At 69.0% G+C, this 14,896-nt stretch carries 16 protein-coding genes; 11 read left to right on the top strand and 5 right to left on the bottom strand.

Annotation, left to right across the window (positions count from 1 at the left end):
• The first annotated feature begins 71 nt into the window (after positions 1-71).
• Positions 72-473 (top strand): hypothetical protein, encoded by a 402-nt coding sequence (locus ACYVKL_RS09050; protein WP_379168276.1) that lies wholly within the window; start codon positions 72-74, stop codon positions 471-473.
• A 12-nt stretch (positions 474-485) separates the two neighbouring features.
• Here ACYVKL_RS09050 and ACYVKL_RS09045 read toward each other — a convergent pair whose 3' ends face one another.
• Positions 486-1,349: an LLM class flavin-dependent oxidoreductase gene (locus ACYVKL_RS09045; RefSeq protein WP_379168274.1), complete on the bottom strand. Its 864-nt coding sequence runs from the start codon at positions 1,347-1,349 to the stop codon at positions 486-488.
• A 406-nt stretch (positions 1,350-1,755) separates the two neighbouring features.
• On the opposite strand from ACYVKL_RS09045, the gene ACYVKL_RS09040 reads away from it, so the two are divergent.
• The 3 genes from ACYVKL_RS09040 (at position 1,756) to ACYVKL_RS09030 (ending at position 4,835) form a co-directional block, all read left to right on the top strand.
• On the top strand, positions 1,756-3,114 hold the full coding sequence (locus ACYVKL_RS09040) for a WS/DGAT/MGAT family O-acyltransferase (protein ID WP_379168273.1): 1,359 nt from the start codon (positions 1,756-1,758) through the stop codon (positions 3,112-3,114).
• 23 nt (positions 3,115-3,137) lie between these two features.
• On the top strand, positions 3,138-3,920 hold the full coding sequence (locus ACYVKL_RS09035) for an RluA family pseudouridine synthase (protein ID WP_379168889.1): 783 nt from the start codon (positions 3,138-3,140) through the stop codon (positions 3,918-3,920).
• 135 nt (positions 3,921-4,055) lie between these two features.
• Positions 4,056-4,835: a metallophosphoesterase gene (locus ACYVKL_RS09030; RefSeq protein ID WP_379168271.1), complete on the top strand. Its 780-nt coding sequence runs from the start codon at positions 4,056-4,058 to the stop codon at positions 4,833-4,835.
• Here the strand turns inward: ACYVKL_RS09030 and ACYVKL_RS09025 are convergent.
• A complete protein-coding gene (locus ACYVKL_RS09025) occupies positions 4,816-5,883 on the bottom strand; it encodes an AraC family transcriptional regulator (protein WP_379168269.1) in 1,068 nt (355 codons plus the stop codon). The two genes, ACYVKL_RS09030 and ACYVKL_RS09025, sit on opposite strands and share 20 nt — an antisense overlap.
• Positions 5,884-5,980: 97 nt before the next feature.
• Between ACYVKL_RS09025 and ACYVKL_RS09020 the strand changes: the two genes are divergently transcribed.
• Positions 5,981-7,435 carry a flavin-containing monooxygenase gene (locus ACYVKL_RS09020; RefSeq protein ID WP_379168268.1) on the top strand — a complete coding sequence of 485 codons (1,455 nt, stop codon included), beginning with the start codon at positions 5,981-5,983 and terminating at the stop codon, positions 7,433-7,435.
• 58 nt (positions 7,436-7,493) lie between these two features.
• Here the strand turns inward: ACYVKL_RS09020 and ACYVKL_RS09015 are convergent, their stop codons facing one another.
• Together ACYVKL_RS09015 and ACYVKL_RS09010 are read right to left on the bottom strand one after the other, a co-directional pair.
• Positions 7,494-7,805: a Rossmann-fold NAD(P)-binding domain-containing protein gene (locus tag ACYVKL_RS09015; protein ID WP_379168266.1), complete on the bottom strand. Its 312-nt coding sequence runs from the start codon at positions 7,803-7,805 to the stop codon at positions 7,494-7,496.
• An 11-nt stretch (positions 7,806-7,816) separates the two neighbouring features.
• Positions 7,817-7,975, bottom strand: coding sequence for a hypothetical protein (locus tag ACYVKL_RS09010; RefSeq protein WP_379168264.1), 159 nt, complete (start codon positions 7,973-7,975; stop codon positions 7,817-7,819).
• 12 nt (positions 7,976-7,987) lie between these two features.
• Here ACYVKL_RS09010 and ACYVKL_RS09005 point away from each other — a divergent pair, with 12 nt between their 5' ends.
• From ACYVKL_RS09005 to ACYVKL_RS08990, 4 genes are all read left to right on the top strand, one after another.
• Positions 7,988-8,383 (top strand): TetR-like C-terminal domain-containing protein, encoded by a 396-nt coding sequence (locus ACYVKL_RS09005; protein ID WP_379168262.1) that lies wholly within the window; start codon positions 7,988-7,990, stop codon positions 8,381-8,383.
• A gap of 136 nt (positions 8,384-8,519) precedes the next feature.
• Entirely contained in the window at positions 8,520-10,598 is a 2,079-nt protein-coding gene (locus ACYVKL_RS09000) for an ABC transporter ATP-binding protein (RefSeq protein WP_379168887.1), read from the top strand.
• Positions 10,595-11,359, top strand: coding sequence for an energy-coupling factor transporter transmembrane component T family protein (locus ACYVKL_RS08995; protein WP_379168260.1), 765 nt, complete (start codon positions 10,595-10,597; stop codon positions 11,357-11,359). The genes ACYVKL_RS09000 and ACYVKL_RS08995 overlap by 4 nt, the downstream gene beginning before the upstream one ends.
• 167 nt (positions 11,360-11,526) lie before the next feature.
• A complete protein-coding gene (locus tag ACYVKL_RS08990; RefSeq protein WP_379168258.1) occupies positions 11,527-12,162 on the top strand; it encodes a DUF8020 domain-containing protein in 636 nt (211 codons plus the stop codon).
• 25 nt (positions 12,163-12,187) lie between these two features.
• Here the strand turns inward: ACYVKL_RS08990 and ACYVKL_RS08985 are convergent, their stop codons facing one another.
• Positions 12,188-13,360: a lipase family protein gene (locus ACYVKL_RS08985; RefSeq protein WP_379168256.1), complete on the bottom strand. Its 1,173-nt coding sequence runs from the start codon at positions 13,358-13,360 to the stop codon at positions 12,188-12,190.
• 302 nt (positions 13,361-13,662) lie between these two features.
• On the opposite strand from ACYVKL_RS08985, the gene yczE reads away from it, so the two are divergent.
• Together yczE and ACYVKL_RS08975 are read left to right on the top strand one after the other, a co-directional pair.
• Positions 13,663-14,313 carry a membrane protein YczE gene (yczE, locus tag ACYVKL_RS08980; protein ID WP_379168254.1) on the top strand — a complete coding sequence of 217 codons (651 nt, stop codon included), beginning with the start codon at positions 13,663-13,665 and terminating at the stop codon, positions 14,311-14,313.
• 153 nt (positions 14,314-14,466) lie between these two features.
• Positions 14,467-14,886 carry a YciI family protein gene (locus ACYVKL_RS08975; RefSeq protein WP_213558150.1) on the top strand — a complete coding sequence of 140 codons (420 nt, stop codon included), beginning with the start codon at positions 14,467-14,469 and terminating at the stop codon, positions 14,884-14,886.
• The last annotated feature ends 10 nt before the right edge of the window (positions 14,887-14,896 follow it).

The following is a 14,896-nucleotide window of genomic DNA, read 5'->3' as shown; positions in this document are numbered from 1 at the left end:
CATGTTGTTCACCAGCGATTCACGCCGCTACATCATCAAAAGCTCATGTGGCGCGGTCCAATATCAGTGTTATGTCTCGATCGCTGCGCAACCGCGTTCTCACCGTCGCCGTGGTCGGCAGCCTCGGCACCCTGCTCGCCGTGGGGGCCGCCACCACCGCCAATGGCGAACCCCGGGCCGTCATCCAGGGCCGCACCGAGGTGACCGCCAACGTCACCGGCGAGAAGCCGAACAACAAGTGCCAGATCGCGGGCCACGACGTGAGCGGGCCGTGGGGTGTCGTCGGCGCCGACGGGACGGTCACCCTCACCCTGGGCTCGGTGTACCACGGCGGCAAACGACTACGGGTCATCTGCGAGGACCCCAAACGCGGCGACGCCAGCCTGCACACCGTGAAATCCGACCGCGTGGCATTCGACGGGCTGCTCTCCCCCATCCGCCAGATCATGCACAACCGCTTCTTCGCGGCCTGACCCCCGGAATCGCTAGAGCCGCGGACGGCCCGAACGGGCCGCGGCGACCGCCGCACGGACCGCGGGCGCGGTGTCGGCGGCGAAATGGTGGGTGGCGCGCTCGGCTTCCGGATTCACCGGGAGCAGGAATTCGCTGATGCCCTGGGTCAGGGCCACTTCCGTGATCTGATCCGGCGACATCGTCGGGTCGATGACATAGGCGCGGCGGATGAGGGCGGGGACGCGGCCGGCGGCGCGGGCGGCCTCGTCGATGGCGGTCATGCGGGCGGGCAGGGTCGGCGGCGGCGCGTAGGCGTAGCTGCCGAGCCAGCCGTCGGCGAGTTCGCCGGTCAAGCGGAGCGCGCGGGGACCGTAGACACCCAGCCAGATGCCGATCGGATGCGCCGGGAGCGGGCCGGGTTTCGCGCCGCGCAGCGGATAGAAGTCACCGGGCAGGCGGGAGCGGTCGGCCTCACCCCAGAGCGCGCGCAGCACGCCGATGGCCTCGCGCACCGCGGCCAGGGCCTGCCCGGGGGTGCGGCGCTCGCCGCCCATGGCCTCGATGGCGTCCCAGAACGCGCCCGCGCCCAGGCCCAGTTCGACGCGGCCGCCGCTGAGCAGGTCGAGGCTGGCGGCGCTGCGCGCCAGGACCGCGGGCGGGCGCAGCGGCAGGTTGGCGACGGCGGGCATCAGGGTCAGGGTGCGGGTGATGCCGGCCAGGTAGGACAGCAGGGTCCAGGTGTCGAGGAAGGCGGGTTGATACGGATGATCTTGGACGGCCAGCACTTCCAGCCCGGAGTCGTCGGCCTGCCGGACCAGGCGCAGCAGGGCACGCCCGCGCGCCGCCTCGGGCGGCACGAAGATCCCGAACCTGAGCTCATGCCCGTAATCCGCCATAGCAATTATCAAGCTACCGTTCGGCCGGGGAGCGCGAGTGATATCCGCCCGATTCGGCGAGTCCGGGAGGCAACCGTTTCAGATCGTGCCCGAGTGGAAATCGATCTCCATAGCCGTTGCCGGGCAACGGAATACGATCATGAAGCCGGCGACCCCACACCGCGCGCAGGCGCCGGCTCGACGACGGTGAACCTTGCGGCACAGCCTTTCCGTGGTCGCTGCGCACCGGCATCGCGATGACCTTCGCGACGCGCCCGGAAAGCGACGCCGGACGTTTGCCAGGGCCTTAAACAGGAACCGAATCCTTTACAGTGATAGCCTGATTCACAGTTAACGCAGCGGGGGGCAGCGTCGCCGCACCGTTACCGCTCGAGGCAGTTCTGCCCATCCGGCTTAGGCGACCCCCATGGACCTTCTCAACCCGATCGACGCCATCTTCCTGGCCATCGAATCTCGTGAACACCCCATGCACGTGGGCGGCCTGCAACTGTTCGAGCCGCCCGCCGACGCGGGGCCCGAATACACCCACGACCTGTTCGAGGCGATGTCCGCACGGACCGAGGTGCGCACCCGCTTCCGCCGCAAACCCAGCCGGCGGCTCGGCGGCTTCTCCAGCCTCACCTGGTCCCACGCCGACACCGTGGATCTCGGCTACCACCTGCGGCGATCCGCGCTACCCGGGCCCGGCGGCATGGACGATCTGCTGGATCTCACCGAACGCCTGCACGGCATCCTGCTGGATCGGCACCGGCCGCTCTGGGAAGCCCGGCTCATCGAGGGCCTGTCCGACGGCCGCTTCGCGATCTACATGAAGATGCACCACGCCCTCATCGACGGCGTCTCCGCCATGCGGCTGCTGCAGCGCACCCTCACCGACGATCAGCTCGACAGCCGGCTCAACGTCCCGTGGGGCACGCCGCCGGTGCCGCGCGACGACAGCGCCGAATCCGAAAGCCCTTGGGCGCAGGCCCGGCACGCGGTGCCGCGGCTGCTGCGGGCCGGCGGCTCGATCGCCGCGCCGTTGCGGGGCGCCCTCGACGGGCGGCTCACCCTGCCCATGACCGCGCCGCGCACCCTGCTCAACACCTCCATCGGCGGGGCCCGCCGGATCGCGGTGCGGTCCTGGCCGCTGGAACGGATCAACGCGGTCCGGATGGCCACCGGGGCCACCGTCAACGACGTGGTGCTGGCCATGAGCTCCGCCGCACTGCGCGCCTACCTGCTCGAACGCGACGCGCTGCCCGACGAGCCGCTGATCGCCATGGTGCCGGTCAACATCCGCAGCGCCGCCGAGGCCGATACCTCCGAAGGCAATCTGGTCGCGGCCTGCCTGGCGAACCTCGGCACCCACCTCGCCGACCCCGTCGACCGGCTGGCCGCGATCAGCACCTCCATGCGCGACGCCAAGCAGGTGTTCACGCAACTGCCGAAGCTGGAGGCCATGCTGCTGTCGGCGGCGCTGATGACCCCGCTCGGGGTGTCGCTGCTCCCCGGCTTCGAAGCGCTGCCGCGGATGCCGTTCAACCTGGTGATCTCCAACGTGCCCGGCCCGCGGAAACCGGTCTACATGCAGGGCGCGCGCCTGGACGCCAACTATCCGCTGTCGATTCCCTTCGAATCGCAGGCCATGAACATCACCCTCACCACCAACGGCGACAACCTCGACTTCGGACTGGTCGGCTGCCGCCGCACCGTGCCCGACCTGGATCGCATGATCGACCACCTGGAGCACGGTCTGGCCGAGCTCGAACAAGCGGTCGCCTGACACCTCATTACCCTGGACGGGTGATGTCGTGGCCCGAACTGCGCGAAGAGTGCCTGATCCTCGAGGACGAGGCGATCCTCGCCCTGAACAAGCCCGCCGGGATCTCGGTGACCGGCGAACGCCACGACACCGACATCGTGGAAATGGCGGCCGCGCAGGGCGAGACGCTGTACCCGGTGCATCGCATCGACAAGGTCACCTCGGGCCTGGTGCTGCTCGCCAAACAGTTGCCCGCGCACGGGGAACTCACCCGCCAGTTCAACAAGCGGACGGTGGAGAAGGCGTACCTCGCCGTCACCGCCTCCACCGGCCTGCCCGACCGCGGCGTCATCGATCTGCCGCTGAGCGTGGGCCGCAAGAACCGGGTGCGGATCGCCGCGCCCCGCGAGAGCATTCGCCGCGACGGCGACACCTGGCTGGTGTCCGAGCAGGATGTGCTGGCGGGCAAGAATTATCCGTCGGTCACCGAGTTCACCACGCTGGCCCGCACCGACTCCAGCACCGTGCTGGCACTGCGGCCGATCACCGGGCGGCGGCATCAGATTCGCGTGCACCTGGCCTGGATCGGCCACCCCATCGTCGGCGACCCGCTGTTCGACAAGTCCGGCGCGTTCGCCCGCACCCACCTGCACTCCTGGCGGCTTTCCTTGGACGCGTCGTGGCGGCCGGGAAGCCGCCTGGAGCTGGAAGCCGAGCCGGGCGCCGACTTCTGGCAGGCCGGCGACGGCGTGGTCACCGAGGACCCGCGGCAACTGTTGAGCAGCGCAAGCGAACTCATGGCCCGCACCACATCGCCCGGTCACTGATTCGCGTTCGCTATATTGGGTGGCGGGTCTCACCGAGGCCATATCCGGCCAGGTCAATTAGCCTGAATGGGGTGACCGCGGTGCGGCGGCACGGCCGGGCGCGATGTTGCGACCCATGACAGAAAGCGAACGCCGATGGTTCTGCTTGCTCAGCTCAGCGACACCCACTTCAATATGGGCGCACGCAATGTCGAACGCGCCGAACGGGTGATGGCCTTCCTCGCCGAGCTGCCGCAACGACCCGACGTCATCATCGTCACCGGCGACATCGCCGACGAAGGCGACGTCGAGGAGTACCAGCAGGCCCGCGCCGCCCTGACCGCCGACCTGCCCGTACTGATCCTGCCCGGCAATCACGACGACCGCGCCAACATGCGCAGCGTGCTGTTCCCCGGCAGCGAGGGCACCGCCCCGATCAACCAGTCGTACAGCGTCAACGGCGTCACCCTGGCCCTGCTCGACTCGAGCATCCCCGGCAAGCCGGAAGGACTGCTCGAAGACGAGACCTACGAGTTCCTCACCGACCTGCTCGCCGCCGCCCCAGCCGACGAAGTGGTGCTGATCGCCATGCACCATCCGCCGGTGCCGGTGCAGTCCACCGTCGTGGACCCGATTCGCCTCACCAACCCGGAACGGCTCGCCGAGATCGTGGCGGGCGACGACCGCATCGCGGCCGTCCTCACCGGCCACGTGCACGCCGGACTGATGACCCAGTTCGCGGGCAAACCGCTGATCGTGGCGCCCAGCGTCTCCTCCACCATCGGCTGCGAATGGGAAACGGCCGCACCGGGACACGTGCCCATCGACTTCGCGCCCGACCCGTCGCTGATCTTCCACTCCATCGTGGACGGCCGGCTGCTGTCCATGTTCCGGCCCATCGCCATGGGCGGCTGGCTCAGCGAACCAGCAGACTGACCGCGCCGCGCCGGTACGCCGACGGCGTGGTGCCGGTCCAGCGTTTGAAGGCGTGGATGAAGGTGGACGCCTCCGCGTAGCCGAGGCGGATCGCCACATCGCTCACCGACAACGGGGTGGCGGTCAGCATCTCCTCCGCCAGCGCGCGCCGCACCTCGTCCAGCAATTGCCGGTAGCTGGTGCCCGCCGCATCCAGGTGGCGGCGCAGGGTGCGGGTGCTCATGTTCAGATCCCTTGCCACCGAATCGATTCCGGGCGGCACCGCGAAACCGTCCAGGCCGCCGCGCGGCACCAGCCGCTCCCGCACCTCGGCGGCGATGCCGGTGCGGGCGCGGCGACGCGACACCAGATCCCGGCACTGCGCCAGGCACATGGCCCAGGTGTGCTCGTTGGCCTGCGGCAGGGGTTGATCCAGGACCATCGGATCCAGGCTGAACAGGTTGTGGTCGGACTCGAAATTCGGTGTCACGCCGTAGATCTCGGCGTACAGGCCGAGGTCGGCGGGGGCCGGGAAGTCGAAGTCGGCGCGCAGCAGGTGGATCCGGTGGCCGGTGAGGTCCGACATCATCTGGTGCATGGCGGTGACGTCGCGTTCCACCAGGAAGCGGCGGACGTCGGCGGGCACCCCTTCGTCGTGGATGCGGGCCACGAACTCGCCCGGGCGGAAGCGGGCCGCCGGGATGCAGAAGGTGAAACTCAATTCCAGGTAGCGCAGCGCGAAGGCGATGGCCTCGCCCAGGGTGGGACTGCTGACGCAGGCGAAACCGAAGATGCCGAAGGTGGTGATCCGGTACCGCCGGCCCACCTCCAGCCCCAGATTCGGGCGCGCGCCCAGCTCACGCACCAGATTGCGGATCACCGCCAGCTCGGTGCGGGCGTCGATCTGCTCGTCCGGGTTGGCCAGTTGCCGCTCGTTGAGGCCGCTGCCCTGCAGCATGCGGGCGGGCGGCACCCCGTGCTCGCGCGCGAATCCGACCATGAGCGCGACGCTCGCCACGCCGCGCGGGAAGTCCCAGTCGCGGATTCCCGCCTCCTGCACCGTGCCCATGACCTGATTATGGCCGAAATTCTCGATCCAGTCGCCCACTAAATTCGGCGCCCACTCCTACCCTGAGAAGAGGCTTCGATGTGTGAGGAGCACCACAATGCCGAAGATCATCATCATCGGCGCGGGTTTCGGCGGACTCGGCATGGCGATCGAGTTGCAGCGCAACGGCTTCCGCGAATTCACCATCCTGGAGAAGGCCGCTGACCTGGGCGGGGTGTGGCGGGAGAACACCTACCCCGGCGCGGCCTGCGACGTACCGTCGCCGCTGTACTCCTTCGCCCACGAACCCAAACCGAGGTGGCGGCAGCGATATTCGACGCGCGAGGACATCTGGGAGTACATGCACGGAGTCGCCGATCGCCACGGGCTGCGCGAGCACATCGTGTTCGGGGCCGAGGTCACCGAGGCGGAATTCGACGAGACGACCGGGCAGTGGACCGTCCGCACCGCCGACGGGGTCGCACGGACCGCCGACGTGCTCATCTCGGCGGTCGGGCAGCTGTCCCGGCCGGCCCTGCCACCGATACCCGGCATCGAACGGTTCGGCGGGGAGTCCTTCCACTCCGCGCAATGGGACCACCAGGTGGAATTGGCCGGCAAACGGGTGGCCTGCATCGGGACCGGGGCCAGCGCCATCCAATACATTCCCGAGATTCAACCGAAGGCCGCGCACCTGACGGTGTTCCAGCGGACCGCGGCCTGGGTGCTGCCCAAGTTCGACACCGACTACAAGCCGGTGCATCAGCGCGTGCTGGTCTCGATTCCGGGAATGCCGGTGGCCGAACGGCTTACGTGGTGGCTGCTCGCCGAGTTCGTGGCCTTGGGTCTGGTGGAGTTCCCCGGCATCGTGCGCGGGGTGTCGCGGATCGCGGAACACCACCTCGAGGAGCAGGTCAGCGACCCGGTGCTGCGCGCCAAACTCACCCCCGACTATCCGATCGGGTGCAAACGCGGACTGTTCTCCAACGACTACTACCCCGCCCTGTGCGAACCCAATGTCACCCTGGAGACCACCTCGATCAGCGAGATCCTCCCCGAGGGCATCCGCACCGCCGACGGCGTGCTGCACGAGGCCGACGTGATCATCTACGGCACCGGCTTCAAGGGCACGGAATTCCTGTGGCCCATGAAGATTCGCGGCCGCGGCGCCCGCAACCTCGACGACGCCTGGGACGGCGGCGCGCACGCCTACCTCGGCATCACCGTCCCCGAATTCCCCAACCTGTTCCTGGTCTACGGCCCCAACACCAACCTCGGCGTCGGCTCCATCATCTACATGATCGAATCCCAGACCCACTACATCCGCCGCGCCCTGCAACTGCTCGGCGAACACCCCCGCACCTACCTGGAAGTCCGCCCCGACCCCGAACACTCCTACAACGACGCCCTCCAACACCGCCTGGCCCGCACCCCCTGGAACTTCTGCACCAGCTGGTACCGCACCCCCTCCGGCCGCATCACCAACAACTGGCCCGGCACCACCCGCAGCTACCGCCGCCGCACCCGCGACCTCCACCTCCCCGACTACACCTTCACCCAGATTCGCCGCTAGCCAGCAACCCTTTGGCACATTCACCGCATACGCCCCGTCCGAATCGGTGAGAACAGGGTCAGGCGGGTTGGGGAGCGGGGACGAGGGCGAAGCGGACGAGGCTGTCGGGCAGGGCGCGGGTGGGGACCCGGTAGCGCTGCGCCAGGATCTGGGCCAGTTCGGGGAAGGAGATGGCCGCGCCCGCGCAGATGTAGCGATTGTTCACGGCGCCGGGGGTTTCCATCGCGAGGCGGTGCGCGACGGCCAGGTCGCGGACGTCGACGGTCGCGAAGTTCAGGCGAGGAACGCCGGGCATTCCGCCGGCCAGCAAGGCGCGGATGCCGTCGACGGAGGTGCCCGCCTCGGCGCGCAGGATGGGGCCGATGATCATGCCCGGATTGATCACGGCCAGTTCGATTTCCGGGTGACCGCCGCGTCCCAGCCCGCGTCCGCGCCGAGGTCGGCCTCAACCAGCTCGACGCCCGGCAGCAGCGCGGCCACGTCGGCGGCGCGGGCGGCCGATCGCACGGTGCCGCGGAGCCGATAGCCCTGGCCGAGCAATTCCTGGATGACATGGCCCGCGACATACCCGGACGCACCGCCCTCATCGCCATGGCCGACGGCTACGTCGATTTCGCCCGCGACCACCCCGCCTACTTCCGCATCATGTTCCGCCCCGAACTCTCCCAACCCGACAAACACCCCGACACCGAGGCCGCGGGCGACGCCGCCTACGCCGTCCTCGTCGCCGCCGTCGCCGCGGCCGCCGACTCCGGCTTCCTCCCCGCCACCGACACCGAAACCACCACCCTGGCCTGGTGGTCCCTCGCCCACGGCATGGCCTCCCTCACCGTCGACGGGAAATTCGCCCTCCGCGCCACCCAATCGGGCACCACCCCGGAGGCCCTCACCGACCGCATCACCCGCATCTTCGCCGAGTTGATCGACCGCAGGTCGACCGACGACTGACCGCAACCTTGTGGGTGTCGTGCCCGGAGTCTGTGGAGATCTCGAGAGGTCGCGGGGGTCGGCCCCCGGACACGGCAGACTGGAAGGCGTGACCGATTCCTACCAGATTCGCGGCGACCTGGCTGAGCCGGTCGGCGTGGCGAGCGCCGGGAGAAGTGATGGGGTGACGCTGCCTGCCGGAGCGTTGCGGCCGATCGAGCTGGCGGCGGGGGCTGTGCTGGGCGGAGCCACCGTGGGGCTGGTGACCGTGGGGGCGCTGCTGCCGTTCGCGGCCGCGCTGCAATTGGTGGCGGCGGTGCCGATGGGACTGCTCGCGCATCGGCACCGGTTCCGCGCGCAATTGGCGACCACCATCGCGGGGACGCTGGTGACGTTCGTGGCGGCGGGGCTGCTGCCCGCGGAGAACCTGATCGGTGTCGCGGTGATCGGCGGGATCATCGGGACCGTCAAGCGCCGGGGCGGTGGGCTGCCCGCGGTGGCGGTGCTGTCGACGGTGGCCGGGTTCGTGATGGCGACCGCGACGGTCGGGATGCTGCTGGTCTTCGCGCGGTCCCGGGCCCTGCTGTTCGACAGCATCCGCAACTCCGCACAGGGCATCGAAAGCCTTGCGGCGAAACAGTCCTGGCTGGAACCGGTCGGCCGGGCCGTCGCCGGCTACACCGACACCGTGCTGCACTGGTGGTGGGCGTTCGTGGGCGGCGGCATCGTCGCGGCCATGCTGATCAGCGGACTGGTGTCGTGGTTCGTGCTCGGCCGGGTGCTGGATCGACTGGCCTGGCTGCCCGGGCGCGACAGCCTGCTGGACGCGCCCGCCGACCCGCGTCCGGTCGCGCCGCTGCCGGTCACGTTGCGCGACGTCACCTTCCGCTACCAGAGTGCGCGGACCGACGCGCTGCACCACATCGAGCTGACCGTCGACGTCGGTGAATTCGTGGCGGTGGTCGGGCACAACGGATCCGGAAAGTCCACGCTCACCAGGATTCTCGCGGGCCGCCCACCGACCTCCGGCACGGTCACGAGGCCGGGCTCGGCGGGTCTCGGTGTGCGCGGCGGCACCGCCATGGTCCTGCAACGCCCCGAAAGCCAGACCCTGGGCGTGCTCGTCGCCGACGACGTGGTGTGGGGACTGCCCACCGCGGACGCCGCGGCCGTAGATATAGACGGACTACTCGCCGAGGTCGGCCTGACCGGGATGTGCGGACGCGAGACCGCGACCCTGTCCGGTGGGCAGCAGCAGCGACTCGCCGTGGCCGCCGCCCTCGCCCGGCAGCCCACCCTGCTCATCGCCGACGAAGCCACCTCCATGATCGACCCGGAAGGCCGCCGCGACCTGGTCGCACTGCTGGCCCGGCTGCCGCGCCGGCATCCGATGGCCGTCGTCCTGGTGACCCATCACGAAGCGGACGCGGCCGCCGCGGACCGCGTCATCCACCTGGAGCAGGGCCGCTCGGTCGCGCACCTGCCCGCCTGGCCGCGCCCGGTGCGCGACCTGCGCCGCCGGCCCATGGGCGAACCCGTTCTCGAATTGACCGGTGTCGGCCACACCTACAACCGCGGCACCCCGTGGGAAGCCCCCGCCCTGCACGACATCGACCTGAGCGTCCGGCGCGGCGAGGCCCTGCTCATCGTGGGCGGCAACGGGTCCGGCAAGTCGACGCTCGCGTGGATCATGGCCGGGCTGACCATGCCCACCTCAGGCACCTGTGTGCTGCGCGAACCCATGGGCACGGCCCGCCCCGTGCACAAGCGAATCGGGGCCGTGCAGCTCGCTTTCCAGCATTCCCGGCTGCAACTGCAGCGCCAGGACGTGGGCACCGAGATCGAGGATTGGGGTGGCCGCGGCAGTTACGCGGTGGCCCGCGCCCTGGACCAGGTGGGCCTGGACCGAACCCTGGCCACCCGATCGATCGAGGAACTCAGCGGCGGTCAGGCCAAACGGGTGGTGCTGGCGGCCATCGTCGCCAGTCATCCCCAGGTGGTGGTGCTCGACGAACCACTCGCCGGATTGGATCCTGAAGGTCGCGCCGGTGTGGTGGAATTGCTTGCCCGCCTGCGTGATTCGGGTCTGACCTTGATCGTCATCTCGCACGACGTGGCCGACATGACCGCGGTGTGCGACCGCACCGTCCACCTGCGCGACGGCCGACTCGTCGAAAATCCCTCCGCCGCAGTGCACTACGCACCGGCACGCCACTTCACCGGAGGTTTCCGATGAGCAGCGTCATCCTCCGCGAGGTCCCCGTCGACAGCCCCGTGCATCGACTGTGGGCCGGTACCAAGATGATCGCCGTCTTCGCGGTCAGCCTGCTGCTCATGTTCATTCCCTCCTGGCCGCTGCTCGGGGTGGCCGCCGCATTCCTGGTGGCGGTGTTCCTGCTGGCGCGGCTGCCGTTGGGCACGCTGCCCCGTTTCCCGTGGCTGCTGTGGGCGGGTGTGCTGATCGGCGCGGCCATCAACGCGCCCGTCGGGGCGTCGGCGCTGCTGCGGTACGCGCAGGTGGTCGTGTTCGGATTCCTGCTGCTGGGCGCGTCGTTCCTGGTCGCCTGGACCACGCCGATGGGTGAGGTCGCGCCCGCCCTGGCCAAACTCGGCGCGCCGCTGAAGCGAATCGGGTGGACTCGCAACGGTGTTCGCCACGCCGTTCCGGTGGACGAGTGGGCGGTGGTCGTGGCCCTGACGCTGCGCGGCCTGCCGTTGCTGCTCGAGGAGATGCGATTGCTGCGCGCGGCGCGGCGGCTGCGGCCCAAGGATTCGCTGCTGCACCGGGCGTCGGAGAACCCGTTGGTCGACATCCTGACCGCGAGCATGGCGGTTTCCAGCCGCCGCGCGAGCGAACTCGGCGAGGCCATCACGACCCGCGGCGGCACCGGCGAACTGACCGCCCGGCCGAGCTCGCCGGGCCGCGCCGATGCGGTGGCGCTGCTGGTGGTTTGTCTGGTGTGTGCTCTCGGCATAGCGGTCGAACTGGTCTTATAGAACGACGCGAGCCGAAAATGATCGGGGTTTGTCGGTCCCGCACGCTACCGTGATTCCCGGTAGAACGCGTTGCCGAAAGGCAGCCGGGCTCAGCGCTGTGTGCAAGGGGGAATTCTCGGACCTGAGCCGTGTGTTGCCACAAAAACCTGATCAAGATTGGAAGACCCATGATGCTGCGCAAGATCACCGCTGTCGCCGCGCCTGTTGTCACGGCTGTCGCCATCGCCGGAGCCGGTGTGGCCCACGCCGACGCGACGGTGCCCGATATCGGCTACCAGACCCAGCTCGTCGGCGAGACAGTCGTCACCACGCTCACCAACGGCACCTTCGAACTGGCCGGTGGGGCGGTGGACATCAAGGACGCCAACGGCTCGACGGTGCTCGAACTGCCGCTGGCCTTCTCGCAGGACGGTCTGAGCTACCCGATGCCCGCCACGGTCGGTGACGGCGGCGCCACCCTGAGCCTGACCGCGGTCAAGGACGTCGCGGCGGCCACCCCGGTACTGCACCCGGTGGCCTCGCTCACCGAGAACCAGCTCGCCATGCAGAACTTCAGCAGCCAGTTCGGCATCGCCACCGCCATCGGCAGCTTCGTCGGCCTGGCGGTCGGCGGCGCCATCGGACTCATCGGATTCCTCGGTGGCGCTTTCGGTTTCGCGACCGTGCCGCTCGCGGCGACGGTCGGCGCGATCATCGGCAGCCTGGTAGTGGGCGGTCCGGCCCTGATCCTCGCGGGTGTGGATCTGATCGGCACGCTGACCGCGGCGCCCGGCACCACCAAGTGGGCGAACCCCGGCGCCTAGTCGTGCGAACGCCGGGTGTGCGGTGTCAGCGCACCGTGCACCCGGCGGCCACCGGCTCGCCCGCGAAACGGTCGGACAGAAAATTCATGGCCCCCAAGGCTTCTCCGATCGCGGCCGGATTGTGGCCCGGGATCGTGGAATGCACCGCGGTGAGGGTCGCGCCCAGCGCGCAGTAGCGGTCGACGAGAGCGCTGAAGCCGGCGGACGGGATCACGTCGTCGGAATTGCTGTGGTACAGGTACAGCGGCACGTCGGGCGCCCAGCCGCCCAGCTCCTGATGGTCGGTCGCCGAGCGGAACTCCCGGCTGTCGACCAGATCCGGCGCCGCCGAGTAGTCGTCCAGGTGCCCGTAGAGGTGGTGGACCACGAGGTCGCTGCCGCAGGCCGCGGCTTCCTGATCGAGCAGCGCGCGACCGCTGTTATCGAGCGCGTCCGCCAGTCGAGGATCGTTGCGCGTCATGGCAATCAGAATCAGGACTCCGAGTCCGGCTTGGACGCCGCCGTCCACGCCGCGCGCGATGGCGGGGATATCGGCGGGAACTCCGCCGGATGTCACTCCGGCGAACCAGACCTCGGGCGCGTAGCTCGCCCGCAACTGCATGGCCCACAGGGTGGCGAAGGCGCCGCCCGAATAGCCCCAGGCGCCGAGCGGGCTGCGGTCGGTGATGCCGAGTGGTGCAAAGGCTTTGGCGGCCCGGACGCCGTCGAGCACGCCGCGGCCGGAGTTCACGCCGTCGAAGAATCGGGACTGCGCGCCCTCGTAATCGGGCACCACCACCGCCCAGCCGCGGCGGAGCGCCTCGATCAGGAACGGCACGTCGAGCACGGTGTTGGTGATCGCGGTGTCGCGGGCGCCGCGGAGCGCGAACGATGGGGCGCAACGGGTTCCGAGGCTGTCCTCGGCGATCTGATACGACAGCAGTGGCCGATCGCCGGGGCCGTTCCAGGGGATGAGGGGCGTCATGACGGTGGCGACGTCGGCGGCGGCCGCCCCGGCGGAGTCGGTGGTGCGGTACTTCACCTGCCAGCCCGCGATCGGTAGCGGGAGACCGAAGACGGAGATCGGCCGGGAGTCGAGGATCGCCCCATTTCCGTACTCGCCCAAGTCGATCGGCATCGCATAGAACGGGTCATCGTCGGGAACCGGGATGTCGGCTCGCGTGCCCGGGACGGCGATCGCCGCCGCCAGTAGGGTCACCGCCCCGATCAGGCCGACGCGCCACCAATGTCGGACCCATGCGCCATCCCGCCGCATCACGCCTCCCGCGTCGTATCACCCGACGCTCCAGACACCACGGACCCGTTGTTCGCGCCGATCAGAACTCCAGCGCATCGGATACCACAAGGTACTGCCGGTATTCGGCCCGGTCAACGGCGTCCCGCGCGTCGTAACTACGGCGTTGCGCGGTTTCTTGTACGAAAAACATATATCCAGATAGAAGTCCAGCTATTCCCAACTGGATCTACCGATTGCATGCCAGTTGCCATCATGCTCGACGCATGCTGCTGCGCCGCCTCCTCGCCCTCTACGTCGGACTCTGGTTGTACGGCCTGTCCATGGCCGTCATGATCCGCGCCGCCCTCGGCCTGGACCCGTGGGACGTCTTCCACCAGGGCGTAGCCGATCACGTACCGCTGAGTTTCGGCACGGTCGTGGCGATCACTGGCGCCGCGGTCCTGCTGGCCTGGATTCCTTTGCGGCAGTGGCCAGGTCTGGGCACGGTCAGCAACGTCGTGGTGATCGGCATCTCAGTAGATGTCGGCCTATGGCTACTGCCCGAACTACCGGGTCTACCCCTCCGAATCGGGGCCATGGGCGCAGCGGTAGTCCTCAACGCAATAGCAACAGTCCTCTACATCGGCGCGGGCATGGGCCCGGGCCCCCGTGATGGCCTGATGACTGGCCTGGTCCGCCGCACCGCCCGCCCGGTTTGGGTGGTGCGGACAGGCTTGGAGGCGACCGTGTTGTCCGTAGGTTGGCTCCTCGGCGGCAGCGTCGGCATCGGCACCCTGGTCTACGCCTTCGGCATCGGCCCCCTGATCCAACTCATGATCCCGTACGTGAACCGCTACCTGCCCGGCTTCCACGAGCCGGAATCCGCGAGCGCGCCGACCCCCGAAACGGAGTCCGAACTCTCTCCCACCACGTGAGCACCGCGATGTGGTCAGCCGGTACGAGGCTCGGCTGTTCGGAAGCGCTGGAACCTGTCGATCTTTTTTCGCACGCCGTGTCGATTTCCCTGGGCCGCCGTTCGACCTTGGCGTGAGAGGGTCGGACAGCGACCCGCGACAAGGAGGACCATCGTGAAGTACATGCTCATCTGGCGCGCCACCGACGAGGGCAATGCGGCCATGGCCGAGGCCGACTTCGAGAAGATGATCGAAACCGTCGGGCGCTTCAACGACGAGCTGATCCGGGCCGGGGTGCTGCTGGCGGCGGAGGGCCTCGACAGCCCGGAAGACAGCGTGGTGGTGGACTTCTCGTCCGAGCCGCCGCTGGTCACCGACGGACCGTACGGCGAGACCAAGGAGCTGTTCGGCGGCTTCTACATCTTGAACGTCGCGTCCAAGGAGGAGGCCGTCGAATGGGCCAAGCGGGCACCGTCCCTGGGCGCGGGATTCAAGACCGAGATCCGGCGGGTCACCACCATCGACGAATTCCCGCAGGACAACGAGTGGATCCGCAAGGAACGTGCTTGGCGCGAAAAGACCGGACAGCTGTGAGCTGCTGAGG

Source organism: Nocardia tengchongensis (assembly GCF_054781395.1).
The sequence above is the reverse complement of the archived record's forward strand: the minus strand, read 5'-3'. Positions and strand labels throughout refer to the sequence as shown.